21 protein-coding genes are annotated in these 22800 nt (G+C 60.8%); 12 read left to right on the top strand and 9 right to left on the bottom strand.

The window, feature by feature from the left end; translation table 11 throughout:
* Window positions 1-162: 162 nt before the first annotated feature.
* Window positions 163-1029 (top strand): hypothetical protein, encoded by an 867-nt coding sequence (locus VN623_RS00465; RefSeq protein ID WP_325566994.1) that lies wholly within the window; start codon window positions 163-165, stop codon window positions 1027-1029.
* 98 nt (window positions 1030-1127) lie between these two features.
* On the opposite strand, the gene VN623_RS00460 is transcribed toward VN623_RS00465, so the two are convergent.
* Together VN623_RS00460 and VN623_RS00455 are read right to left on the bottom strand one after the other, a co-directional pair.
* Window positions 1128-1517, bottom strand: a complete 390-nt coding sequence (locus VN623_RS00460; protein WP_325566992.1) for a response regulator — start codon at window positions 1515-1517, stop codon at window positions 1128-1130.
* A 141-nt stretch (window positions 1518-1658) separates the two neighbouring features.
* Complete coding sequence (locus VN623_RS00455; protein ID WP_325566990.1) at window positions 1659-2306, bottom strand: histidine phosphotransferase family protein; 648 nt, start codon at window positions 2304-2306, stop codon at window positions 1659-1661.
* A 287-nt stretch (window positions 2307-2593) separates the two neighbouring features.
* Here VN623_RS00455 and VN623_RS00450 point away from each other — a divergent pair, with 287 nt between their 5' ends.
* The 4 genes from VN623_RS00450 to VN623_RS00435 all read left to right on the top strand — a co-directional run bounded on the left by VN623_RS00450 (window position 2594) and on the right by VN623_RS00435 (window position 7195).
* On the top strand, window positions 2594-3451 hold the full coding sequence (locus tag VN623_RS00450; protein ID WP_325566988.1) for a 3'(2'),5'-bisphosphate nucleotidase CysQ: 858 nt from the start codon (window positions 2594-2596) through the stop codon (window positions 3449-3451).
* A 129-nt stretch (window positions 3452-3580) separates the two neighbouring features.
* Window positions 3581-4465 carry a DUF1134 domain-containing protein gene (locus VN623_RS00445; RefSeq protein WP_325566986.1) on the top strand — a complete coding sequence of 295 codons (885 nt, stop codon included), beginning with the start codon at window positions 3581-3583 and terminating at the stop codon, window positions 4463-4465.
* Between the two features lie 124 nt (window positions 4466-4589).
* Complete coding sequence (locus VN623_RS00440; protein WP_325566984.1) at window positions 4590-6005, top strand: hypothetical protein; 1416 nt, start codon at window positions 4590-4592, stop codon at window positions 6003-6005.
* A gap of 179 nt (window positions 6006-6184) precedes the next feature.
* Window positions 6185-7195: a cation diffusion facilitator family transporter gene (locus VN623_RS00435; RefSeq protein WP_325566982.1), complete on the top strand. Its 1011-nt coding sequence runs from the start codon at window positions 6185-6187 to the stop codon at window positions 7193-7195.
* A 33-nt stretch (window positions 7196-7228) separates the two neighbouring features.
* Here the strand turns inward: VN623_RS00435 and VN623_RS00430 are convergent, their stop codons facing one another.
* Entirely contained in the window at window positions 7229-9109 is a 1881-nt protein-coding gene (locus tag VN623_RS00430; RefSeq protein WP_325566980.1) for a methylmalonyl-CoA mutase family protein, read from the bottom strand.
* A gap of 212 nt (window positions 9110-9321) precedes the next feature.
* Here VN623_RS00430 and VN623_RS00425 point away from each other — a divergent pair, with 212 nt between their 5' ends.
* Together VN623_RS00425 and VN623_RS00420 are read left to right on the top strand one after the other, a co-directional pair.
* A complete protein-coding gene (locus tag VN623_RS00425; RefSeq protein ID WP_325566978.1) occupies window positions 9322-10758 on the top strand; it encodes a helicase HerA-like domain-containing protein in 1437 nt (478 codons plus the stop codon).
* 120 nt (window positions 10759-10878) lie between these two features.
* On the top strand, window positions 10879-11175 hold the full coding sequence (locus VN623_RS00420) for a DUF4236 domain-containing protein (RefSeq protein ID WP_325566976.1): 297 nt from the start codon (window positions 10879-10881) through the stop codon (window positions 11173-11175).
* Between the two features lie 20 nt (window positions 11176-11195).
* On the opposite strand, the gene VN623_RS00415 is transcribed toward VN623_RS00420, so the two are convergent.
* The 3 genes from VN623_RS00415 to VN623_RS00405 all read right to left on the bottom strand — a co-directional run bounded on the left by VN623_RS00415 (window position 11196) and on the right by VN623_RS00405 (window position 15191).
* Window positions 11196-12533 carry a patatin-like phospholipase family protein gene (locus tag VN623_RS00415; protein WP_325566974.1) on the bottom strand — a complete coding sequence of 446 codons (1338 nt, stop codon included), beginning with the start codon at window positions 12531-12533 and terminating at the stop codon, window positions 11196-11198.
* A 140-nt stretch (window positions 12534-12673) separates the two neighbouring features.
* The gene (locus VN623_RS00410; RefSeq protein WP_325566972.1) at window positions 12674-14512 is read right to left on the bottom strand and encodes a cyclic nucleotide-binding and patatin-like phospholipase domain-containing protein; all 1839 of its coding nucleotides are present in this window, start codon (window positions 14510-14512) and stop codon (window positions 12674-12676) included.
* Window positions 14513-14600: 88 nt separating this feature from the next.
* Complete coding sequence (locus tag VN623_RS00405; RefSeq protein ID WP_325566970.1) at window positions 14601-15191, bottom strand: superoxide dismutase; 591 nt, start codon at window positions 15189-15191, stop codon at window positions 14601-14603.
* A gap of 690 nt (window positions 15192-15881) precedes the next feature.
* Between VN623_RS00405 and VN623_RS00400 the strand changes: the two genes are divergently transcribed.
* From VN623_RS00400 to VN623_RS00380, 5 genes are all read left to right on the top strand, one after another.
* Window positions 15882-16211, top strand: a complete 330-nt coding sequence (locus VN623_RS00400) for an H-NS histone family protein (RefSeq protein WP_325566968.1) — start codon at window positions 15882-15884, stop codon at window positions 16209-16211.
* A 449-nt stretch (window positions 16212-16660) separates the two neighbouring features.
* Window positions 16661-16975 (top strand): co-chaperone GroES, encoded by a 315-nt coding sequence (groES, locus tag VN623_RS00395; protein WP_325566966.1) that lies wholly within the window; start codon window positions 16661-16663, stop codon window positions 16973-16975.
* Between the two features lie 45 nt (window positions 16976-17020).
* Complete coding sequence (gene groL / locus VN623_RS00390) at window positions 17021-18664, top strand: chaperonin GroEL (protein WP_325566964.1); 1644 nt, start codon at window positions 17021-17023, stop codon at window positions 18662-18664.
* A 329-nt stretch (window positions 18665-18993) separates the two neighbouring features.
* The gene (locus VN623_RS00385) at window positions 18994-19602 is read left to right on the top strand and encodes a hypothetical protein (RefSeq protein ID WP_325566962.1); all 609 of its coding nucleotides are present in this window, start codon (window positions 18994-18996) and stop codon (window positions 19600-19602) included.
* Window positions 19603-19778: 176 nt separating this feature from the next.
* Window positions 19779-19961, top strand: coding sequence for a hypothetical protein (locus tag VN623_RS00380; RefSeq protein ID WP_325566960.1), 183 nt, complete (start codon window positions 19779-19781; stop codon window positions 19959-19961).
* Between the two features lie 18 nt (window positions 19962-19979).
* On the opposite strand, the gene VN623_RS00375 is transcribed toward VN623_RS00380, so the two are convergent.
* From VN623_RS00375 to VN623_RS00365, 3 genes are read right to left on the bottom strand one after another with little or no spacing between them, the layout of a single operon-like run.
* Window positions 19980-20630, bottom strand: a complete 651-nt coding sequence (locus tag VN623_RS00375; RefSeq protein ID WP_325566958.1) for a class I SAM-dependent methyltransferase — start codon at window positions 20628-20630, stop codon at window positions 19980-19982.
* 8 nt (window positions 20631-20638) lie between these two features.
* On the bottom strand, window positions 20639-21883 hold the full coding sequence (locus VN623_RS00370) for a DUF3419 family protein (RefSeq protein ID WP_325566956.1): 1245 nt from the start codon (window positions 21881-21883) through the stop codon (window positions 20639-20641).
* A gap of 49 nt (window positions 21884-21932) precedes the next feature.
* Window positions 21933-22739, bottom strand: a complete 807-nt coding sequence (locus VN623_RS00365) for a UDP-2,3-diacylglucosamine diphosphatase (RefSeq protein WP_325566955.1) — start codon at window positions 22737-22739, stop codon at window positions 21933-21935.
* Window positions 22740-22800 lie beyond the last annotated feature (61 nt).

Genomic DNA, 22800 nt, shown 5'->3' with positions numbered 1-22800 from the left:
CAAACTCAATAGCTGTGGATCAATTCGAAATGCCACGGCCACAGGTCGTGGCAAAAACGGCATAAGCTATCGCTTGTGGGCAACTCGGCCCTCATCATGCCACGGTGCTGACACTATCCAGTCAGCGGATTGTCGGGGATGGTTTTTAGGGGGAGAAGGCGCATGCGCCCTTCGGTCAACGTCGTTGCCGCTCTTGCAACAGCGGCTACTTTCTTTGCCGCCGTAACTTTGCCCGCGTCGGCGGAGTGCAAACGATACGGCTTCACCGTCAACGACTACGGTAAGGACGGGCCAACGAAAGACGCGAAGAGCTTGCTCGACAAGCTCATCGCCACGAAGATGGCCGAGCAGGGTGTGAAGGACTACAAGACCGGCGCCAAGAAGGTGAGTTGCGAGCTGTTCTTGAACTTCATCGTTTTCGACGAGCACACGTGCACAGCCGACGCTACCGTCTGCTGGGGTGGTTCGGCGTTGCCGAGCTCTGAGCAGGCTGCGGCATCTGACGAGGCCGAACCGGGCGACAAGGCAAAGAGCGCTGCCGCCGAGCCTACGAAACATTCGAAAAAGAAAAAGGAAGTGGCGGCGAAGACCAGTGAAGCTGCCAAGGTAACCGAAACCGCGAAGGCAACGGTTCCTCCGCCGGCTGAAAACACCGCCGCCGAGATCAAGGTGCCGGATCCGAAGGATACGGCCGCTCACGCCGCTGAAACCAACGATGAGGCGGCTCAGCCTGCCGAGGCTCCCTCGAATGCTGCGGCAACCGCGGCCACTTCTCCCGATGCGACTCCCGCTTCCACTTCGACGTCAGCAATTGTGACGGCACCTGCCGCAGCAGCAGCAGCTTCGGCCGCTAGCGCGAAAAAGCCCGTCGAAACCGGTTCGCTGACTGATACTGCGAAAAAACCGGTGAAGCATATGGCGGCGAAAAAAGCTGCTCCGGAAAGTGGCGAAACCACTGCTGTAAAACCGGCGGCACAAGACAGCGGTTACCCAACGCCGATGCCGCCGCAAGACGGAGTGGCGCCGTAAGCATCCGATTTTCGGACGCGCGGTTTTGAGGATGAACGTGTGGCTCGGCAAAACGCGCGGCGGCTCATGTTCGCCGCGGCGGGTTGAGATGCCGGTCCCTACGCCGATGCAGGAGATGGCGACGTCGCAGCGCTGATCTCATCAAGCTTGAGCTTGATGATCTCACGGTTGAACGGCTTCAGGATGATGCTGTCGGCACCGTGCGTCAGGGCGCGCTGAATTTCCTGCGGATCGTTTTCGGTCATCACGTACATGATGTGCGGTCGCGGATCGAGCGGCAGCGCGCGAATCTTGGCGATGAGTTCGAGGCTGCTGCCTCCCGGCATTCGCCAGTCGACCAGAATGAAATCCGGTGCGTCCGAGCGTAGACGCTCCATCGCAGCGATAGGCCCCTCGGCTTCGCTGACGCGGAAATCCAGGCTCTCGAATATGAGACGGGTGTACTTTCGAATGATTTCGGAATCATCGATCACGAAGCAATGAAGCATGATGTGGCGATCTCGCATCCGTTCCACTGCGCCGGAGGCTGCACCCGGCACGACTTGGTTAGCCTGACGGTAATATATTAAGCCGCGCTTAAGTTATGTGGCGGCGTCGCCACAATATCATGATCGAGAACGCTCACCGGCTCATGTCGCCGGCCGGGCGACAAGCAGAATGTCGGCACCGTCTTTCAGAATTTCCAAGTGCATGCCTGCCGAAGGCGCGATGCGCCACGTGTAATAAGCCTGGATCGTGATTGCATCGAGGGCCAGCGGGGTACCGGCAACGAAATCCGTGAGGTATTGGGGCGGACGGGCGCTGGTGCCTTTGCAGCGGATCAGAAAGCTCGGCTGTTCGAACGAACCGCCAATCGAAACGTCTATTTCGCCACCGCGCGGCAACGCCGTGACGGCGGACGCAATGAGATTGAGTAGCAGCTTGACCTTATCTTTCACGATAAGACCTGGCGCGCCGCGCCACATCAGTTTGTGCTTGCCCTGCGTAATCTTGATGTAGCCGCGAGAAATCTTCTCCGCCGTCGCGAGATCGATCATCGATCCGGCCGACCCTGTCGCGCCGAAGGCGAAGCGGGCAAATTCAAGCCTCGCCGATGCCTGTTCCGTGACGTTGCGGATGACGTTCAATGCGTAGCTTTTGGCCTGCGGATCGTCGTCCTCGTCGAGAATTTCGAGGCCGTTGAAGATGGCGCCGACGGGATTGATGATGTCGTGGCAAATACGGCTCGAAATCAGCGCCGCGAGTTCGAGATCGGTTGGCGGAACGCGCTGGCTCATTACGTACCCTTTGTTCGAAGAGCCCCTGCGTCGAAGGGCTACGGCGGTTGAAGCGCGACAGCGCGACGCGAGCCAACGCCGGCCGCTTGCGAAATTGCTCTATGCTCTGATACATGCGCCGGATCGGAATTGCCAAGTCCCGCTGCCGGTGGGCGGTTGAAGCCCGGATTTTCATGGAAGACCTGAGTCTTGCGCGCCACGGTCCAGGCTGCGGCGCAGAATAAGCATTGGCCACGCGCCACCGCGTTGGCCGAATATCGATTCGAACCGGAGCATTCGCTCTCACCATGCTGCCGATCGACGCCAAAGATCACGACGCCTTGATCGATGCGCTGCTTCCGGCAGTGCGCGAGGCCGGCCGCCTCGAGATGGCGCATTTCACGAAAGGCGTGAAATTCGAGCAAAAGGCCGACCGATCGCCCGTCACGGTCGCGGATCATGAGGCCGAGGCCGTGCTGCTCGCCGCGCTTGCGGCTATTGCACCCGATATTCCTGTCGTTGCCGAGGAACGGATCGCGGCGGGGGCCGCCTGCGAATACGCGCGCCAGTTTTTCCTCGTCGATGCGCTCGACGGGACGCGGCTCTTTATTCGCGGCAAACCGGAGTTTTCGATCAATATAGCCTTGGTCGAAGACGGCAAGGTTCGCTTCGGCCTCATTTTTCTGCCTCCGTCCGAGAGGCTTTTCGTGACGCGCGCCGATGGTGCGGCCTACGAAGCCCGGCTGCGCCTTTCGACTGCCGAACATGCTTCCGCCGTCGAATTTGCCCGTATCTCGACTCGCGCGCCGGACCCGGCCGCTCTTGTCGCCTTCAACAGCCGCGGCTCCGGCAATGCCAGCAGCAACCTGTTGAAGACGCTGAACGTCCTCGACGCGAAACCGCTCGGGTCGTCGATGAAGTTCTGTCTGATCGCGGCGGGCGAAGGCGATCTCTACGCGAGGTTCGGTGAAACCTGCGAGTGGGACACCGCTGCCGGCCAAGCCATACTTGAGGCGGCGGGTGGATCGGTCACCACGATTGATGGCGTGCCGTTGTCCTATGGCCACTACGATCGCAAGTTTCGTAACCCCTATTTCGTCGCCTGGGGCCGGCAACCGCTGTGGCTCAGCAGCGGCGATGCCAGCAGCCCGGCGCCAGGGGCATAAGCAACGCCGGTCGGCCATACTTTAGCACCAGAATCTCGCGAATTTGCGTTAGGGGTGGCTAGAGGTTTTGATGGTACGCGAGGGAAGCGCGGCGCGCGAATACATCGCCGTGCGAATGAACGTGGGGTCATGACGATGAGCCGCGGGGTCAAGAGACGGTCGAACCATATAGCGGAGCGTGCTGGCAAGGCCGCGGTTGTTGCAGCCGTTTTGCTGCTCGCAAGTCTCACCTGCTTGGCACCGAACGCCGGCGCGGTCGATGACTCTTATCGCCCACCTGCAGATACCTACACCGGTCAGGGCGGCGTCGACACTTATCGCCCGGCTCCGCCACCTCCCGACGTGCCGGCAGGCCGCGGCTCTCCGGACGATGCTTACGGACCCTATGACGGCGCGCCGCGCAGAAACGCCGATCCCGGCGGCTACGGCGAGCCCTATCCCAATGCGCCGCAGAACAATGCCAGCCGCGAGGAACACTACGCGCCCGGCCCACCCCCGCCGCCTTATGAAGGTGAAGGCGGACCGCAACGCGGCTCCTATAGTGAAGACGAGATCATCCGGGCGGGTAACAGCTTTTTCGGCAAGGTCAGCGGCGGCTTGGCCTCGGCGGTGGAATGGGCTTTCCAAAAAGTCGGCAGGCCGAACGGCTACATCCTGGGACAGGACGCCGGCGGCGCGTTCGTCGCTGGTTTGGTCTATGGCGAGGGCAAGCTCTATACAAAGGACGCTGGCGCCTACAAAGTTTACTGGCAGGGCCCATCGGTAGGCTACGATTTCGGCGCCGACGGTTCGAAAGTGATGACTCTCGTCTATAACCTTCGTGATCCTTCAGATATTTTCGACAGGTTCGGGGGCGTCGAGGGCACAGCCTATCTTGTCGGCGGCGTCAGCGTGCAGTTGCAGAAAGCCGGGCATGTCACACTTGCTCCCATTCGCGCCGGCGTCGGTCTGCGGCTCGGGGCAAACGTTGGCTACGCGAAATATACTCGAAACCCGACCTGGAACCCATTTTAGCTGTTGAGCGGAGCTTTGAACGTGGTTCCGAGTTGCAGAGAATAGAAAAAGCGGGTTTGTCTGCACGGAGAGGGACGTTGCGCGCGGCGGGGGCCGCGTCGCTTATCAGTTCAGGACTTGTTGCTTGATCACCCTTTACGCCGCGATGCTCGTGACGCTGGGCTTCCTAATTGCAGCCCTGATCGTTGTCGTGCTGCTGCCCGCATACCGGCACCGCATCGAGCGGTTCACCACGGAAGTTCTGAAGCGCACGCTGCCTCTGACCGAGGCCGAAATTCGCGCCGACAAGGATCGCTTGCGCGCAGACTTCGCAATCGAGCTTCACAAGCTTGAGACGAAGGTCGAGGCTGCGGGCATGTCGGCTGCGCGCCAGAGCGTCGAGATCAATCGGCGGGATGCAAAAATCCAGGAGCTGACCGAGGCGATTGCCGATCAGAAGATGAGCGTCGACGAGCACGAGAATGCCCGGCGTGTTCTGGAGCAGGCCATTCTCGACCGTCTGCCGAAAGTCGAGCAGCGCCTTGCGGAGACAAGGAAGCTGCTAGCGACACGCGACCGCGAAATCCGGGAACTGTTTGCGACGAGCGCCAAGCAGGCGAGTGCGCTCGAAGAAGCGATACAGCTCAACGTGCAGAGGGAAAAAGAGCTGACGCAGCTTCGCGTGGCGCTCGATACCCGCGCCGTTCGCAATCGCGACTCGCGCGGCGACTCGCGTTTCGACAGCAAGGTAGCGCTCAGAGCGGAAATAGAAGCCCTGCGTTCTCGAAACGATGAGCAGGCGTCCCTGATCGAGCGGCTCCAAACTGCGAAAGACGAGGGCCCGACCACTGCCGTAGAGGATGAGACCCGCGCTGCCGAGATCAAGCGCCTGACGACAGCACTTTCGCGAACCGAATCCGAACTTGCGGCGCTCAAAGCTAGCGACGACCCCGATGAGAAACAGCGAGCGCTTAATGCGCGCATCGCCGAACTCGAGGCCCGCGAGGCAACGGCGGCAACAGAAGTCGCGAAGCTCAAAGCGGCCCTCAAGGCTTATGAGGGTGACGCTGCCGTGCCTGCCGGCATATCGCAGAAGGCAGATATCGGCGCGCTGCAGGCCGAGGTCGACGAGCAGCGCCGTACCATCGCCGCGCTCCGCGCCGAGATTGCCGCGAGCCAGGAGCGTCAGGCGCGACAGGCGCTGCATTTTCACGAAGAACTTCGCCGCCTGGGACCGTTGTCCTCCGAAGGCAAGAGTTCGGAGGCGGAAAGCGCACCGAAGAAGTCCTTGGCGGAACGGATCACCGCACCGCGTATCGTTCGTCCGGCCGTCAATGAGCCAGCCGGCACCGGCGAAGCTTCCGAAACGCCGCGAGAGGGGCGGCCGGCGTCCTATCTACGCGCCCTGACGCGCGACAATGATGAAAACGAGACACCGGCGCCCGAAGCGTCGCGTCCGCCGCCGCTGCCTGCCTCGGAGCCAGAGGAAACGCCGAACGGAGCAAAGCCGCCCCGCCGCCCCCGGCTGCTCGAGCGCATCAGTGGAATCGAGAAAAGCTAGATAGCGTCGGGCCGAGTTCGCTCTGCTCTGCGCAAGCGCTGAGGCATTTACGCCGAAACCGATCGTGGAATAGCGACTTTCCAGAGCTTCGGCGGTCCTTGACTTCGCCCGTGGGTTGCGGCGAAGACGCCTGTGTCCCACATTCGCTCTAGGATGTGACCAGGAATACATTGCAACCCATGACGCACGGCCACCCCACGCAATCTTCGCATCAGCACGGGCCGCACAGCGGAGCGGATCCGCATGCCGATTGCGGTCGCGATCATCGCGGCGGCGTCCATGTACATAACCACGCGCCGAAAGATTTCGGGTTTGCCTTCGCGCTCGGGACGGCGCTGAACGTCGGGTTCGTCGTGTTGGAGGCGGCCGCCGGAGTTTTCGCCAATTCGATGGCGCTGCTTGCCGACGCCGGCCACAACCTCAGCGATGTGCTGTGTCTGTTGATGGCCTGGGGCGCGAGCGTTCTCGTCAAGCGGCGGCCGACGCTGCAGTACACGTACGGTTTCGGCTCATCGACAATTCTGGCGGCGCTTGCCAATGCGGTTTTGCTGCTCGTCGCCGCGGGCGCGATTTCCTGGGAAGCCGTGCAGCGCCTCTCGGCGCCGCCGCCCGTCGCGAGTACGACGATGATCGTCGTCGCCGGGCTCGGCATTCTGATCAATGGTTTCACTGCCTGGCTTTTTGCTTCAGGCGGCGAGCGCGACGTCAATATCCGCGGCGCCTATCTTCACATGGCGGCCGATGCGGCGATTTCGTTCGGTGTCGTCGTGGCCGGCATTGCGATGCTGCTGACCGGCTGGAATTGGCTGGACCCGGTCGTCAGCCTCGTCCTCGTCGCGGCGATCGTCTGGGCAACGTGGGGACTTCTGAGAGATGCGACGCGCCTGGCGCTGCATGGTGTGCCTGCGGGGATCGATCCAGCCCGCGTGCAAAGCCGATTGGCGGCGCTGCCTGGTGTCGCCAGTCTTCATGATCTGCATATCTGGCCGATGAGCACGACGGAGACGGCGCTGACGTGTCACCTCGTCATGCCGGGCGGCCATCCCGGCGATGCTTTTATTCTACAAGCGACGAAGATACTGAACGACGAATTCGAGATCCGTCACGCGACGCTGCAGTTCGAAGTTGGGAACGATATTCCGTGCGGGCTCGAAGAGAGCTGCATGACCTCTACCGAGGCCATCAAGTAGCTGGCGACCTAAGTCAGCGAGGCATTGTCCGGCTTATCGCAGTTTTTCCTGCAGGGCCTTGAGCGTCGCGACTGCGTCGGTTCCGGCGAACAGGAACTGATCGACGCCGGCCGTTTTCAGCGCCGCTTCGTTGTCTCCGGGCCGTCCCGCCATTAACACAAGCTTGGCTCCTGCCGCCTTCAGCGCCTTCGCGGTCGGCTCGGCGAGCGTTGCGTTGATGGCGTCGGAAGAGCAGATGCACGCCGCTGTCGCGCCAGAGTCTTTGAATGCGGCTGCAGCGTCTTCGGGCGTTTTATAGCCGTCGCTGATCAGCGCATTGATGCCGCCGGCGGCGAGGTAATTCTTCATCCACGTCGTGCGCACATTGTGTTCGACGATCTCGCCCATGCTGGCGATGAAGACGTCGTAGCCTCCATGCGCGTCGGCGGTATCGCGCAGCGCTTCGAAGGCTTCGCCGAGACGATGCGGCCGGAGCGGCGTGACGGTGATCGCGGCCTTATTCGAAACGGCTAATCCGGGTGGTTGCGGCCAAGGCTCGACCTTTACGCCATCATCGCCGAGGATCGGGAATGCGCTGACGCCGGTCAGTTCCTGGCGAAGCATCGCGATGCTTTTGGCGCGGGCCTCCGCCGTTTTTGCGATCATGTCTTGAATGTAGCCCGACATCAGTCCGGCAAGCATGCCGCCCTGCGCCTCGATGTCCTGGAAAATTTCCCAGGCCTTCTTCGCTATGTCCTCGGTGAGGTTTTCGACGTACCACGAGCCACCCGCCGGATCGTTGACGCGGCCGAGATGACTTTCCTCCTGGCAGACGATCTGAATGTTGCGGGCGACGCGCCGCGCGAATGCCTGCGGTTTGCCGAGTGCGAACGTGAACGGCAGCACGACGATCGCATCGGCGCCGCCTAATGCCGCGCCGGTGCAGGCGATGGTGGTGCGCAGAATGTTGGTCCACGGATCGCGCTTCGCCATCATCCGATAAGATGTCGGACAATTGAGCTGCACGCTGGCTGCAGCGTCACCAGCGCCTGAGGCGTCGGCGACGCGCCAGACAAGGCGACGGGCGGCGCGCAACTTTGCGATGGTTGCGAACTCGTCAATGTCGGCGGCGAGCGCGACGTTGATCTTCGGTAGTGCTTCGCCGGGTGTGATGCCGGCCAGCTCTGCTGAGCGCAGATAAGCAACCAGCGTCGCCAACATGCAGGCAAGCTCTTGGGCTTCGCTGGCACCGGCGACGTGATAGACGACGCCGTCGGCGGTCATCGCCTGCACGCGCGGGCTCGCTTCCGTGGCCTTCATCAGAGCGACGGCGCGGGCAAGTGCCGTGTCGACCGGCTCCGATAATTGTCCCGTCATTGCAAGCGTGCCGAGCGGGTCGGCGCCGAACGAGCCTTGCCGATCGGCAGCGGCCACACCGCGCGCTTCCCATACGGCGTTGAGCGCGAGGGCGGCATCAAAGAATTGCTCACCGGCGATGAGAACGGTCGGGCAAACGTCGAGCATCACGCCATCGAGTGCAACTCCGACCGCCTCTTTGGTCGGCGCCAGTCCGTTGCCGCCGAACTGCAAGCCGATTGACGTCACGCCGCCTTCGAGGTCTTCAAGGATCGCCTTGTTCGCGGCTTTCGGATCGGTTTCGATGTGGAGCGTGCGGATATCCCAGCCGAGGCCGTCGCGCGCCGCTTTCCGGCCACGGGTGAAGGGCGGCGTTCCCGGCACCATCCCGGCGGTGCCCGGCAGGGCGTCGTTGCGCGTATAAAGTGGATTGATCTTCAGGCCGTCGGCCGTGCGGCTGACGAGCCGCTTTTCGAAGTCGGCGCCTTTCAACGCCTTGTCGACGAGTGCGCGCCATTGCTCGAAATCGGCTGCCGGAAAACCTTCGGCGAGGTGCGGTTCAGTCGTCGAACGTGTCATGCAGCGAGATTCCTGAGGCGAGATGCGGGCCTTTGAACGGGAGTTCCGGTATACCTATTACGCGGTTCGGTGCGAGTGCGAAATCGTGCTGGCGCCGTGGCCCAATTGCCGCGCAACGGGCCGATCTCCGGTTTGCCTCACTGCGCGGGCCGTGGCATCACGGATCGGCGGTTAAGCGTTGAGTCCCTAATGATGAATTTCGAGGAGTGGAAATGACCGGAAAGCCCGGCACTTCGGGGCCTGAGCAACCCGTCGCCGATCCCCGCGACTACGTGCAGGACGGCCTGATCCTCATCGGCTGCAGCAAGTCCGGCCGCGATCTGACGGCCGAATGCATCGAACTTGCTCTGGCTAACCGCCACGGCCTCGTCACGGGTGCCACCGGCACCGGCAAAACCGTGACGCTGCAGGTGTTGGCGGAAGGTTTTTCCGCAGCCGGAGTTCCCGTTTTCGCAGCCGATATTAAAGGCGATCTTTCTGGGATAGCAGCCGAAGGCACGCCGGCGCCGAAGCTGGTCGCGCGAGCCGAAGAAATCGGTTTGAAGCGTTATGGCAATACATCCTTTCCAACGGTGTTCTGGGACATTTTCGGCGTCGATGGTCATCCGGTGCGTGCAACGGTGCAGGAGATGGGACCGCTGCTGCTCGCGCGCCTGATGGAGCTGACCGAGCCGCAGGAAGGCGTATTGAATATCGCTTTCCGCTGGGCCGAGGACGAGCGCGAAGCCGGCGACGACAAAATGTCGATCCTCGATCTCAGGGATCTGCGTTCCATCATCGATGAGATGGGCAAGCGAGCCGCGAGCCTCAGGAGCAAATACGGACACGTCGCGCCGGCGACGGTCGGCGTCATTCAGCGCCGCCTTCTGGTGTTGGAAGAGCAGGGCGCCGACAAGTTTTTCGGCGAACCGGCTCTCGACATCATGGATTTCCTGAAGCAGTCCCCCGATGGGCGCGGCATCGTCAATATTCTCGCTGCCGAGAAGCTAATGAATACGCCGCGTCTCTACGCGACATTCCTTCTTTGGCTATTGACCGAATTGTTCGAGCGGCTTCCGGAAGTCGGCGACCTCGATAAGCCGAAACTCGTATTTCTATTCGACGAGGCGCACCTGCTCTTCAATGAGGCACCGAAGGCGGTGCTCGAACAAGTCGAGCGAGTCACGCGGCTGATCCGCTCGAAAGGCGTCGGCGTTTACTATGTCACGCAAAGCCCAGGCGATGTGCCGGATCGGGTTTCAGCGCAGCTCGGTAATCGCATCCAGCACGCGCTTCGCGCCTTCACGCCGAAAGAGCAGAAGGCAATTCGAGCCGCCGCGCAAACGTTCCGGCCGAATCCCGATCTCGATTCGGAACGCGTCATCCAGGAATTGAAAGTCGGGGAGGCGCTTGTTTCGCTGCTTCACGACAAAGGCGAACCCTCGATGGTGCAGCGGACGCTCATTCGTCCGCCGATGTCGCGCGTCGGCCCTTTGACGGACGCGGAACGCAAGAAGCTGCTCGCAGCCGACGCCGCCAATTTCAAAAAGTACGGCACGTTGCTCGACCGCGAATCGGCCTACGAAAGCCTGCAGGCAAGAAATACGACGGTCGGCCAGATCAAGGAGCGGCTGTCGCGGTTTTCCAACATCCTTCGCGGCAAGGGATGAAACGTGCCTATCCGTTGAAAGTCAGGGTTGAACCTATTAGTTTTCAGGGATTCGCCGTCCCGGGCTGTTAGGGCGTTAATACGAAGACCTGGCGTTGGCATAGCCGACGAGGAGAGACAGATGGGCTACTTCCGATTTCGCAAGACGTTCAGCATTTTCCCTGGCGTGCGCATCAATCTCAGCAAGACCGGCGTCAGCTCGAGCCTCGGCGGCCATGGCGCCACCGTCAACGTCGGCAAGAATGGTCCGATGGTTACGCTCGGCGTTCCGGGCACCGGCCTGAGCTACCGGACGCCGCTTGGTTGGGCTTTGTTCGGCGCCTTGGTAGTGATCGCGATTGTGGTCGGAATTGCCTATTTCGCAGCGCCGGACAGCGTGCGCGCGCTGCTGCACTGGTGGCAGCCCCGCTGGTTTTAAATAAAGCCGTCTAAGAATGATCAGCCGTTCGCCGAAGCTACGGGTCGTGGCTTCGGGGGCGTCGGCGCGCGCTTTGGTTGCGGCACCTCAGTGCTGGGTGTCGAATTCACCACGGGCGCTTTTCCATTTGGACTAGGTTGCTTCGTCGTCTCCGGAACGGTGATCGGAGTTTGGCCCGGCGGCGCTTTCAGCCAGATCCCCCTGCGGCCCTCTTTCATACCCTCGGCGTAAAGTGCGGTTTGGTATTTCGGATCGTATATTTCATTAGATTTGAAGTCGAACGACGCCGGCACGGATAGGAAGTTGAAGTCGGCTCCGCCGTCGAGCGCGATGCGATAGATGCGATAGAGTTCGCCTTCGTTCTGGCTCTTGATCAACGTTGAGATGGAACGCGAAGCGATCTGCAGCGTCGTTGCTTTGACGACTTCCTGTTCCGGAGACACCTTGCCGTTTTTGATGATGAAGAAGCGCCGGATCGGCGGCTCGGCATAGAGCGGATCGAACGCCTTGAGCGGCGCTTCCACCGGTAGCACGAACAGTTCGCGCGTCGTCCCGCCGTCAACATGCAGCTCATCGTAAATTTTGCCGCCGGCCTCGACCTCGATTTTTACCGGCGGGAAGGCCGCGGGAATGGCGGCCGACGCCAGAATGACTTTGCGGAAAAGCTCCATTGCCGCCGGCGATTTGTCCATCGCGATCTCGCCCATGTTCCAGACGACGGGGCGCTGTGCATCGAGGTTGGTCGTCAGCACCATGAGAATGCGGCCGCGCCGATACTCGGCGGCGATGCGGTCGAGCATGTCGCGATCGATGTACTTGGCAATCAGATTTGCAAGCGGCGTCGTGTCGGCCAATGCAGGTCCGCCGAAGAGAGCGGGCAAGAGCTGCGTGGTGATGACTTCGCTCTGTTTATACTGCGTCCAGATCGTGTGCAGCTTCTCGTCCTGCGACGGTCCAAGAAATGCGAATGGCGCGATGATGGCTCCGGCGCTGACGCCGGTCACAACTTCAAATTCCGGCCGGTCGCCGCGCCGGCTCCATCCTGCAAGAACGCCGGCGCCGAACGCGCCATCCGATCCGCCGCCCGACAGCGCCAACGTCTCGATGACCTTTCGTCCGTTGATGCGTTTGGCATCTTTCGCGATCGGCGGCATGTGCGCTGTGCGACGCTTGATTTCTGCTACCGGATCGCGAGGAACTTCGTCGGCCCAAAAACGGACGCCTGACATGTCGGGGACTTCGGCGGTCGCAGCGAGCTTTGCATTGGCGATGCCGTTACGCGGGATCGTCGCCGCGCAACCCGAGAGCGCGAATGCGATCGCCGTCAAAAGGCCAATAGAGAGCCTCCGCCCGAACACGAAATTTTCCCTAATACCCACATCCCCAATATTAGTGCAGGTCTGTTCTACGGTGCACTTATGGTCGCCGCAACGGCAGGAAAGTGGCCCTGCGGCCACAATTCACGACTGGGGAGCGCAGGTGGCGCGATCAGCATGGCTCAGCCCGAGAAATTGGGCGTCGTCACCGGAAGCCCGCGCGATTGAATGGCAGATACGGTGTAGCGGTATGCCGCCTCCATAAGCTCCGTATGACGGCGCCAATCGAGGGCGCCCATCGCCAATGGCGTCGGGGGAATGATGAGCCAATCCTCCGGCTGCATATGGCGTTCGAAATGGCTGCGATTGGCCATCAGGCTTTTGACGAGAACCGTCGCTGCCGACGGAGCCGGCGGAAGGCGATGGCGTGAAATCGGATTGAACGTTCGCCAGATCAGATCGCCGCGGTTCGGAAGCGAGGCGTAATCGACGGCAAAGCGCTCGCTTTGTGAAGCTTGAAAGCTCACGACGACATTTGGTCCGCGCTTCAGACTGTGCATCGTTTCGATTGGCACGTTGGCGATGACGGAGCCATCGACGAGCATCCGGCCGTCGTCGGTATAGTACGGCGGCAGCAGGCCCGGTATCGCCGCACTGGCTCGCAGCGCGCGCCACAGATGGCCGCTGCGGTGGACTTCGATCTCGTAGTCGGAGAGGTCGGCGGATACAGCGAAGTAGGGTTTCCACAAATCCTCGATGCGGATGTTGCCGTATTCCTTTTCGAGATGGGCATCGAAATGCGTGTGATCGAGAAGGCCGTATCGCGGCAGCGTATAACGTCCGAGTGCCCGGCCATCGATGAACATCCGATGCACGCGGGCATCGATTTCGAGTGGATCCAAATCCTGCGCAAATGCGGCTCCCATCGCGGCGCCGCCGGACGTGCCGCCGATAAGATCGAAGCCGACACCCAATTCGCGAAAAGCGCGATAGACGCCGATATGCGCGGCGCAGTAGGCGCCGCCGCCGCAAGCGACGAAGCCCAGGGCTTCTCCGGTGATGAAGCGCCACAACCGCGCGACGTCTTGGGCTTCGCCGAGCGCGACGTGGTGGTGCATCGCGGGTTCGCGCAAGGCAAGCCAGTGGCGCGTACCTTGTACAATACTCTTGCGTCCGTGCACGATCACAAGCCGCCGCGATGCCGGCCGATGCAGCGACAGTGCAAATGCTTCGAGCGGGCTTAGCGCCACGGTCGTCCCGATTGGACCGTCGAGCGGCGCTGCGACCATCAGCAATTCGTCCGCCTGGCGGACGGACTTTTCGCTCCACGGCGTCAATTCACGGTCGGCGACAAAGACGACCGTGGAATACCGGCTTTCGAGCGCGTTCAGTGCTTCTGTGAGATCGAGATCGCCGCCCGATCGGCCGTCGAGCGCGTCTGCGATCGTGCCGCTCGAAACGACAAGCGTTTCCGGACGCGTCCGTGCCACCTCGAGGAATGCCGTCAAAAACGTCGGCGGTATCTGAGCGCCACCCGCGCCAAGAAGGGCGATCGTGCGCGGCCGCGGCTGAGCGCGAACGGTGTGGGCGTCTCGGTTTCCCTGCGTGGCTCTGCGCGTCGCCGCCGCGAGGCGTTCGGCGAGCGTCGCCGTCACGGCCGTCCAAATGGCGGGAGAGCGGGACGAAATCTCGTCGAAATCGGCGCGTGTCAGTCCGACGACGACGCCGTCGCGAATGGCGCGCACCGTAGCCGTACGGGCGCCTCCGGCAAAGAAGGCGATCTCGCCGATCGTCGAGCCGTGCGAGATTTCCGCGACGGGTTCGGCCTGGCCTTCGATTTCGACAGCGAAGCGGCCCGATACGACGACGTACAGCGCGTCGGCATCTTCGCCTTGGCGAACGACGCAGTCACCGCGTCCGATGAAAAGGGGGTGCAGGCGCTCTTCCAGCAAGCGCAAGCTCTCAGGCGTCAAGTCCTTGAAAGTCGCGACGCTCGTGAGCGAAAATTGCTGAGACGACATCGGGGCGCCGCATGGCAGACTTTTGAAGTCTTATACCATACGGCCGCCCCGCTTATGGAGACGTTCGAGTTCGAAACGGTTGACGCGCTCAGCCGGCGAGCGCTTCGACGTGTTCCCAATTAACGAGATTGTCGAACCAGGCTTCAAGGTATTTCGGCCGGGCGTTGCGATAATCGATATAGTAGCTGTGCTCCCAGACATCGACGCCGAGAATTGGCTTCGAGCCGTGCATCAACGGGTTTTCGCCATTCGGCGTCTTCTGGACCTCGAGCTTGCCGTCCTTGATCGCGAGCCATGCCCAGCCTGATCCGAATTGGGTCTTTCCGGCTTCGATGAAATCGGTGCGCAGCTTGTCGTAGCCGCCATAGGCCTGGACGAGTTTGTCGATCTTGCCCGGCAGCTTCTTGCCGCCGCCGCCTTTCTTCATCCACTGCCAGAAATGCAGATGGTTAAAATGCTGGCCGACGTTATTGACGATACCGGCATTCTTGTCAGCGTAGGCATTCTTGCAAATGTCTTCGATCGACTGGTTCTCATACTTGGAGCCAGCAAGCAGCTTATTGCCGTTTTCGACGTAGGCGAGGTGATGTTTGTCGTGGTGGAACTGCAGCGTCTCGGCCGACATAAAGGGTGCCAGCGCGTCATAGGCATAGGGAAGGTCAGGGAGTTTCAGTGTCATAAATGACCACTCATTCTTTGTTGGGGTGAAGCCTCGACCAGCGTAGCTTTCGGATGCCGCTTGTACAAGCCAAGGGCTTAGCCTACTGCGTTGCCGCCGGTCGCGGAATAATTTACCTGCCGGCCTCGGACCTCAATCCCGGAATGTGCGACATACCATCGTGCTGGCCGTCGTGCCGGCGACGACGAACCGGTTACAGCAAGCGCCGTCGTCAGTATACGCAATGGACGACCTCAAGTTCCACTGGACCGGGCACATTGTGATTTTGATCTGTTGCCGGATGATATAGTATCAAACTCCGATATCGCTGATTTCGTCCCGGAAACTTGAGATTTCACTCAAATGAGATAACGTGGGCGGAAGCCCCTGGCATTTCGATTAGCGCCCGCGGCCGCAATTACGATATTGCGATGATAAAGGCCGTAATCTCTCATCTTCGACCTGAAATCCCTTAAGCTCGCCAATTGCGACCCGTCCAATAAAGGAATATTTTCAATGGGCCGCCCCGCATAATCAGAATGTAGCCGCAGGCCCAATATGAGTTTCTGAAAAATTCACGACTATTCATTAGCCGTATTGACACAACGACACATCTCGGTGATTTGTGCTGCGCGTCTTCTCAATCTGGCTTAGACCGGGCGCTACCGAATTCTACAGGGGTTTTTATTTGTGATGCGAAAGGTGAAGAAAATGGCGTCCGTCAATGTCGACAAGCTTTCTCTGAAGGAACTTGTTGATCTTGAAGCGAAGGTAAAGAAAGCATTAGCGCTTGCCCGTGATCGGGAACGGTCTGAATTAAAAAAGAAAATGGCTGATTTAGCCGAAACGCATGGCTTTTCGGTCGCCGAATTGTTCGGCGCGACCCGGGGTCGTGGTCCTGGCAAAAATAAGTCGGTTGGCATTGCAAAGTATGCCAATCCTGAAAACAAGGCCGATACCTGGACCGGCCGCGGGCGTAAGCCGAATTGGCTTGTCGATCGCCTGAAAAAGGGTTCCAAACTCGGCGATTTCGAGATTTGAAGACAGGCCCGGTTGCGGCGCTTCTGTCGAATACCGTGAACATAGTCGGCGCATAGGAACCTGCTGGTTTCTCTGCGTCGATTTCCGTTGGATAGCCAGCACACCCAGTGGCCAGATATCCGCTGTATTCAATTCAGTCCTGCCATTAAGCCGGCCCATTGCCGGCGCTTTTTCTCCACGATCCGGGTTCAATTCGTGCCTGGTTCAAGGGCTGGTTCCGCCTTCGCAGCCCTGGCATTGCGGATGCAATTCCATATCTCGCCGAAACCTTCGCTGGCACTCAACCCTTGACAGTGCTAGCAAGCGGCCGCATATAACGAGTGCGCTTGGGCCTCGAAGCGGGCTCGTCGCATGAAGTAGGTCAGCCCCTGCTGCCTGCTCCGACAGGGTCTCTCGCCAAGTCGCACTCAATATCAGAAACATTTCAACAGAATCATGAGGTTAGACCCATGAAGTTCCGTCCTCTCCACGATCGTGTGGTCGTGAAACGCATTGAGGAAGAAGCCAAAACTGCCGGCGGCATCATTATTCCCGATACCGCCAAGGAGAAGCCTCAGCAGGGCGAAGTCGTCGCAGTCGGCCCAGGGGCCCGCGATGAAGCAGGCAAGATCAACGCTCTCGACGTCAAAGTCGGCGAGCGCGTGCTGTTCGGGAAGTGGTCGGGCAGCGAAGTCAAAATCGACGGCGAAGATCTTCTGATCATGAAGGAGAGCGACATCCTCGGTGTGCTCGACGCGCCGGCGAAAGCCAAAGCAGCCGCATAATTAGAACTTCCCCCAGGATTTAGCCAAACTCAGGAGTTGCTCTACATGGCAGCTAAAGACGTCAAGTTCTCTCAAGATGCCCGCGAGCGCATGCTGCGCGGCGTCGATATTCTCGCCAACGCCGTGAAGGTGACGCTCGGCCCCAAGGGCCGCAACGTCGTCATCGAGAAGTCTTTCGGTGCGCCTCGCATCACGAAGGACGGCGTGACTGTCGCCAAGGAGATCGAACTCGAAGACAAGTTCGAGAACATGGGCGCGCAGATGCTCAAAGAGGTCGCCTCGAAGACAGCCGACCTCGCCGGCGACGGCACGACGACGGCGACAGTTCTGGCTCAGGCGATCGTGCGCGAAGGCGCAAAGTCGGTCGCAGCCGGTGCCAACCCGATGGACCTGAAGCGCGGCATTGATCTCGCGGTCGGGAAGGTCATCGAAGATCTCAAGACCAACTCGAAGAAAGTCACCAAAGACCAGATCGGCCAAGTCGGAACGATTTCGGCGAACGGCGACGAAGTCGTCGGCAAGAAGATCGCCGAAGCGATGGATAAGGTCGGTTCGGAAGGCGTCATCACCGTCGAAGAGAGCAAGACCCTCGATTTCGAACTCGAAGTCGTCGAAGGCATGCAGTTCGATCGCGGATATCTCTCGCCTTACTTCATTACCAACGCCGACAAGATGATCGCCGAACTCGAGACCCCTTACATTCTCATTCATGAGAAGAAGCTTTCGGGTCTGCAGGCGATGCTGCCGGTTCTCGAAGCCGTCGTGCAATCGGGCAAACCGCTTCTCATCATCGCTGAAGACGTCGAGGGCGAAGCGCTTGCAACGCTCGTCGTCAACAAGCTGCGTGGCGGCTTGAAGGTCGCTGCCGTCAAGGCTCCGGGCTTCGGCGATCGCCGCAAGGCCATGCTCGAAGACATCGCGATCCTCACGGGTGGCACGGTGATTTCGGAAGACCTCGGCATCAAGCTCGAGACCGTAACACTCGAAATGCTCGGCCGCGCCAAGAAGGTGACGATCGACAAGGAAAACACGACGCTCGTTGACGGCTCCGGCAAGAAGTCCGACATTGAAGCCCGCGTAAAGCAGATCAAGGCGCAGATCGAGGAAACGACCTCGGACTACGACCGCGAGAAGCTCCAGGAGCGTTTGGCGAAGCTTGCAGGCGGCGTGGCCGTCATCAAGGTTGGCGGCGCGTCGGAAGTCGAAGTCAAGGAACGCAAGGACCGCGTCGACGACGCGCTGCACGCGACCCGCGCAGCCGTTGAAGAAGGCATCGTTCCGGGTGGTGGCGTCGCGCTGTTGCGCGCCAGCAAGGCGCTCGACTCGCTGAAGCCCGACAATGAAGACCAGAAGGTCGGCATTCAGATCGTGCGCAAGGCCCTGCAGACGCCGGCTCGCCAGATCTTCACCAACTCCGGTGAGGATGGTTCGGTCATCGTCGGTAAGATCCTTGAGAACGCCCAGTATGCCTACGGCTACAACGCCCAGACGCATGAGTATGGCGATCTCTACAAGCAGGGCGTCATCGACCCGACTAAGGTCGTGCGTTGCGCGCTGCAGGACGCCGCTTCGGTTGCTGGTCTGTTGATCACGACGGAAGCGATGATCGCAGACATCCCTAAGAAGGATGGCCATGCGCATGGCGCACCCGGCGGCGGAATGGGCGGTATGGGCGGCATGGACTTCTAAGGAGTCTTTGCCCGGCGCCTCGCGACTCTCCTTCGTCGAGCCGGCCGCAAGGCACAGAAATCGGAAAGCCCCGCAAGATTTGCGGGGCTTTTTTTGTGTCTTCGATTCTCGCGCCCGGGCTTCGGCGTCGATCGCAGCGCTGCTTCACGCGCGCGAATTTGAATTTATAGCTGTGTACAGTTTGCCGCACGGGTTCGCATCGCCCAGAATTGCTGTACATTTATTCTTGCGCATTACTGAAAAATTCGAACTCGAGCATCCGCATGGTCAGTCATGCGCCGATGAAGGCTGAACTTATTCTCAAAACCCCAAGAAGAAAGGAAGAATAGATGTCGGACGATATTTTGTCCAAGCTCAGAGGCTTACACGACGACGTTCGCGCGCGCATTGAGGCCACGTCAGATTTCAAGGCGATGAAAGCTGTCGAACACGCCATCGATGAACTTGCAGCCGCAGTGGCGCCGGCTGAGGCGGTCGCCGCGGAGAGCACTGCAACTGAGAGTGCTGAAGCAACTGAAGAAGCGGCGGCTCCGGTTGAAGCCGAGGCCGCTTCGGATGCAGCAGAGCCCGCTGCAGCGGACGGTGCTGCGGAAGCGGCCGCGGACGCGCCGGTAGCGGAAGAAGCAGCAGCCGAAGAAGTGGCGGTAGAGGCGGCAACGGCTGAAGCAGCACCCGACGCCGAGGCGGCAACAGCCGAAGCAGCACCAGAGGCTGAGGCGACACCGGCTGAGGCAGCGGAACCTGAGCCAGCAGCAGCCGAGGCTGCACCGGCAGAGGCCACCGAGGCAGCGCCGGAAGCGCAACCGGAACCGGCGGCGGCCGCCGAAGCCCCGGCAGCTCCTGCAGAAATCCCGGCAGAAGAAAAGGCACTCGTTGCGGAGATCGTGACCAACGGGGCGGCGGCAAGCGCGGCGCCGGCTGCCACAGCAAACCCGTAACGCATAGCTACCGTCAGCCAAGACCAATGATTGTGAAAGCCCCCGAAGACCTCGCGGGGCTTTTGCGCGGAAACGGGCCGCTGCCGTGTGGTGCTAATGCTAACTTCGAGACTTCCGATTGCGCCTCCGCCTCCTACATTAATTGTACCCGGAAAATCGTCGAGGAGGCACGCCAGATGAACGCAGTCGAAGTTCAAGCCCACGCGCGCAAGCTTTACGAGGTCTACGGTGCCAAGGCGCTGGCCGAAGCGGCGCAAATGGTTCGGCAATTCGAGCAGCGCGGCGACAAGCACGTCGCGGACGATTGGCGCAGAATAGAGAATGCCTTGCAGCAACTGCGTGGTCCGCACGTCAGCTGAAAAGCGCTGCGGCGCCGGCTACGCCAGGCTTTGACCAATGCAGGCATGCGCCGCGTAGCCAAGACGGCCTTGGCGGAATGTGGCCGTGCGACCATGACGGCTGGCAGCTTGGCGAACGGCGGATTCGAGATTGGCGCGCGGTATCACGCTGAACCGTGCGAGCCAGGCGCGCATGATCCGGCGCGGTAGCGGGGGCATGCTTTCCATCGTGCCGAAATCGACGATGTGAAGTTCGCCGCGTGGTGCGAGCTGGCCGATGGCCCGCTCGATCACGGCCTCCCATGCCGGGATCATCGACAGCGCGTACGAAATGAAAATTCGATCGGCCGCGTAGAGGCGAAAAATGCTTCGCGGGCAAAACGCCGTTGCGTCGGCGTGGGCGACACGGATCGAATCGCGAAACGGGCTGCGAGCGACCGACGCCTGCGCCGTCTTCAACATTTCTTCCGACACGTCGATGCCGAAAAATTCAGCGTCGGGGTAAAGGCGCGCCGCGCAGAGAAGATTGCGGGCGGTTCCGCATCCGATCTCCAGCACCGATCCACCGGGCGGCGGCTCGAGTCCGGCGAGCATCTGGTCGCGTCCGAACAGATAGGGGCGGCGTGTCAGGTCGTAAATGAATCGCTGGTGGCGGTAGATCGCATCCATCGCGGCGGCGCTATCCGACATGGGATGCCTCAGCTGGCTTTGACGTAAAGGTGGAAGCCGCCGTAGATGGCCGAGCGATCCTTGGCGTGGATCTCGGCCGATCGTGCCGCGTCGTACGTCCAATTTTCGACGATGGCGCTGGAGACGCGGCCCGGCAGAATGGTTGCCTCGCCCGCCGTGCGGAAGATGACGCGTGCGCCCGGCTGGGCGGTGCGCGTGATCTCGCTCCAAAGCGCATTCAACGCGCCGTCGTCCATCCAATCCTGCGCATCCAGCAGCACGTAGCGATCGAGGCTTCCCGCAGGCTCGTTTGAAAGAAACCGGATCATGTTGTCGTGGATGACGGTCACGCGGTTCGTGCGGGTCTTGATCGCCAGAAAATTTTCTTTGTCGAGGTAGGGCGGGCACGGTCCCGCGCCTCCAGCGGCATAGCGCCGGCCGAAGGCTTGCCAGGCGAAATAGTTGTCCTTGAGGTCAAAGCCGGTCGCGAGGCGATGGGCGCGCTCTTTCAAAACATCGGCCATCGGCCGGGCGCCGCCACCCGACAGCGCGTCGTATTGTACCGGCGGAATGCCGAGCCCGAAAAGCGAAGCGCGGTTCGACGTGATCCAGCGCAGCACAGGATGATCGAAAGCCGGCGCGATTTCGCGAGCGAAGATGTCCTGCTGTTCCTCGATCGTGCGCGCCTCGAGCATGCGCTTTGGATTGGCGCCGAACACGCGGGCCGCGAGGTGTCCTGTCGCGATGAATCGTCCGAGCAGGCCATAGCGGTAGAAATTTCGAGCGAAGCGCGAGATGCGGCGGCGGCCGGTGATATCGCGGCCTTCCCAGTAGGCGCGGGCGCCGGCATCGAGATGTGGTGCGACGAGGTCGTGATAAAGCTGGACGTTGCGACGGTCATCTGCGGCGCCGAAGAAGCGATAGAACGTCGTGTGGTTCGGCAGGTGCCGGGCGGCGGCGAGCTTCAGTTTCAGCAGTGCAATGTGCGTCTGGTTGAGATCGATGGCGTAGATCTGCGCCGGATTGGCGGCGAGGTAGCTCATCACATTGCAACCACCCGAAGCGATCGTGACGACGCGGCTTTGGCTCGTGAGTTCGAGCGCTTCCATGTCGGCGCGCGGGTCTTCCCAAATTTGCGGGTAGACCATCGATCGGAAGGCGAAGGTGAACGTTCGTTCGAGAAGGCCTGCCGGGCTGAGCGCATGGTTTTGATGCACCGCCTCGCTCAGCAGGTCGACACTGGTCGGCTCCAAGACTTTGGCTGCGATATTCACTCGTGCTCTCTCCGTTCGCTGTCGGCGTTCTACGGCCGGCGCAATGACCTCACGCAGCTTCGATGAACCGGCGGCCGGGCGACGTTTGCGAGGCGCGTTCGGCCACCGCGTCGGTCCAGCGGATGATTTCAAATGTGCCGTCGAAGCGTTCGGCGACGGCCGTGCAGCTTTCGACCCAGTCGCCGCAGTTGAGGTAATGAATACCGTCGATCATGCGTTCGTTGGCGTGATGGATGTGACCGCAGATCAGGCCCTCGGCGCCGCGCCGGCGTGCCTCTGTCGAGAGAGCGTCTTCGAATTCGCCGATGTAGTTGACGGCGCTCTTGACCTTGAGTTTCAAAAACGCGGCGAGCGACCAATGGCCGAGCCCAAGTATGCGTCGCACGAAATTCAGCGGCACATTGAGCGCCAGCGCAACGTCGTAGGAGCGGTCGCCGAGGAACGCGAGCCAACGCGCGTAGCGAACCACGACATCGAATTCATCGCCGTGCAGAACGAGGTAGCGCTTGCCGTTGGCGCCGTCGTGCATTGCGTCGCGGCGCAACTCGATGCCGCCGAAATTCATGCCGGAATAATCACGCAGTCCATCGTCGTGATTACCGGGAATGAAAACGACGCGGGTGCCCTTGCGGGACTTGCGCAACAGCTTTTGCAGAACGTCGTTGTGGCTTTGTGGCCAGTGCGGGCCGCGGCGAACTTTCCAAAAATCGACGATGTCGCCGACGAGATAGAGGACCTCGCACTCGACGGTTTTGAGAAAATCGAGAAGGGCCGGAGCCTGGCAATTGCGCATTCCGAGGTGGACATCGGAAATGAAGACTGCGCGGTAGTTCAGCTCCGCGTTCGGTGCGCTCAATTCAGCCCCCCAGTCGCAATGCACTTCATGCGACGGGAAGGACCGGATTCATGTTACAGGC

Source organism: Hyphomicrobium sp., assembly GCF_035572195.1.
Lineage (GTDB): Bacteria > Pseudomonadota > Alphaproteobacteria > Rhizobiales > Hyphomicrobiaceae > Hyphomicrobium_B.
This window is presented reverse-complemented; position numbering and strand designations above follow the sequence as displayed.

What these genes read in the sequence shown, in the direction of transcription:
- VN623_RS00455 (WP_325566990.1), bottom strand. Translation starts at nt 2,306, where the DNA reads ATGAGCCAGCGCGTTCCGCCAACCGATCTCGAACTCGCGGCGCTGATT.
- VN623_RS00380 (WP_325566960.1), top strand. Translation starts at nt 19,779, where the DNA reads ATGAACGCAGTCGAAGTTCAAGCCCACGCGCGCAAGCTTTACGAGGTC.
- VN623_RS00400 (WP_325566968.1), top strand. Translation starts at nt 15,882, where the DNA reads ATGGCGTCCGTCAATGTCGACAAGCTTTCTCTGAAGGAACTTGTTGAT.
- VN623_RS00410 (WP_325566972.1), bottom strand. Translation starts at nt 14,512, where the DNA reads ATGTCGTCTCAGCAATTTTCGCTCACGAGCGTCGCGACTTTCAAGGAC.
- VN623_RS00435 (WP_325566982.1), top strand. Translation starts at nt 6,185, where the DNA reads ATGACGCACGGCCACCCCACGCAATCTTCGCATCAGCACGGGCCGCAC.
- groES (WP_325566966.1), top strand. Translation starts at nt 16,661, where the DNA reads ATGAAGTTCCGTCCTCTCCACGATCGTGTGGTCGTGAAACGCATTGAG.
- groL (WP_325566964.1), top strand. Translation starts at nt 17,021, where the DNA reads ATGGCAGCTAAAGACGTCAAGTTCTCTCAAGATGCCCGCGAGCGCATG.
- VN623_RS00375 (WP_325566958.1), bottom strand. Translation starts at nt 20,630, where the DNA reads ATGTCGGATAGCGCCGCCGCGATGGATGCGATCTACCGCCACCAGCGA.
- VN623_RS00450 (WP_325566988.1), top strand. Translation starts at nt 2,594, where the DNA reads ATGCTGCCGATCGACGCCAAAGATCACGACGCCTTGATCGATGCGCTG.
- VN623_RS00425 (WP_325566978.1), top strand. Translation starts at nt 9,322, where the DNA reads ATGACCGGAAAGCCCGGCACTTCGGGGCCTGAGCAACCCGTCGCCGAT.
- VN623_RS00460 (WP_325566992.1), bottom strand. Translation starts at nt 1,517, where the DNA reads ATGCTTCATTGCTTCGTGATCGATGATTCCGAAATCATTCGAAAGTAC.
- VN623_RS00385 (WP_325566962.1), top strand. Translation starts at nt 18,994, where the DNA reads ATGTCGGACGATATTTTGTCCAAGCTCAGAGGCTTACACGACGACGTT.
- VN623_RS00445 (WP_325566986.1), top strand. Translation starts at nt 3,581, where the DNA reads ATGACGATGAGCCGCGGGGTCAAGAGACGGTCGAACCATATAGCGGAG.
- VN623_RS00465 (WP_325566994.1), top strand. Translation starts at nt 163, where the DNA reads ATGCGCCCTTCGGTCAACGTCGTTGCCGCTCTTGCAACAGCGGCTACT.
- VN623_RS00405 (WP_325566970.1), bottom strand. Translation starts at nt 15,191, where the DNA reads ATGACACTGAAACTCCCTGACCTTCCCTATGCCTATGACGCGCTGGCA.
- VN623_RS00420 (WP_325566976.1), top strand. Translation starts at nt 10,879, where the DNA reads ATGGGCTACTTCCGATTTCGCAAGACGTTCAGCATTTTCCCTGGCGTG.
- VN623_RS00430 (WP_325566980.1), bottom strand. Translation starts at nt 9,109, where the DNA reads ATGACACGTTCGACGACTGAACCGCACCTCGCCGAAGGTTTTCCGGCA.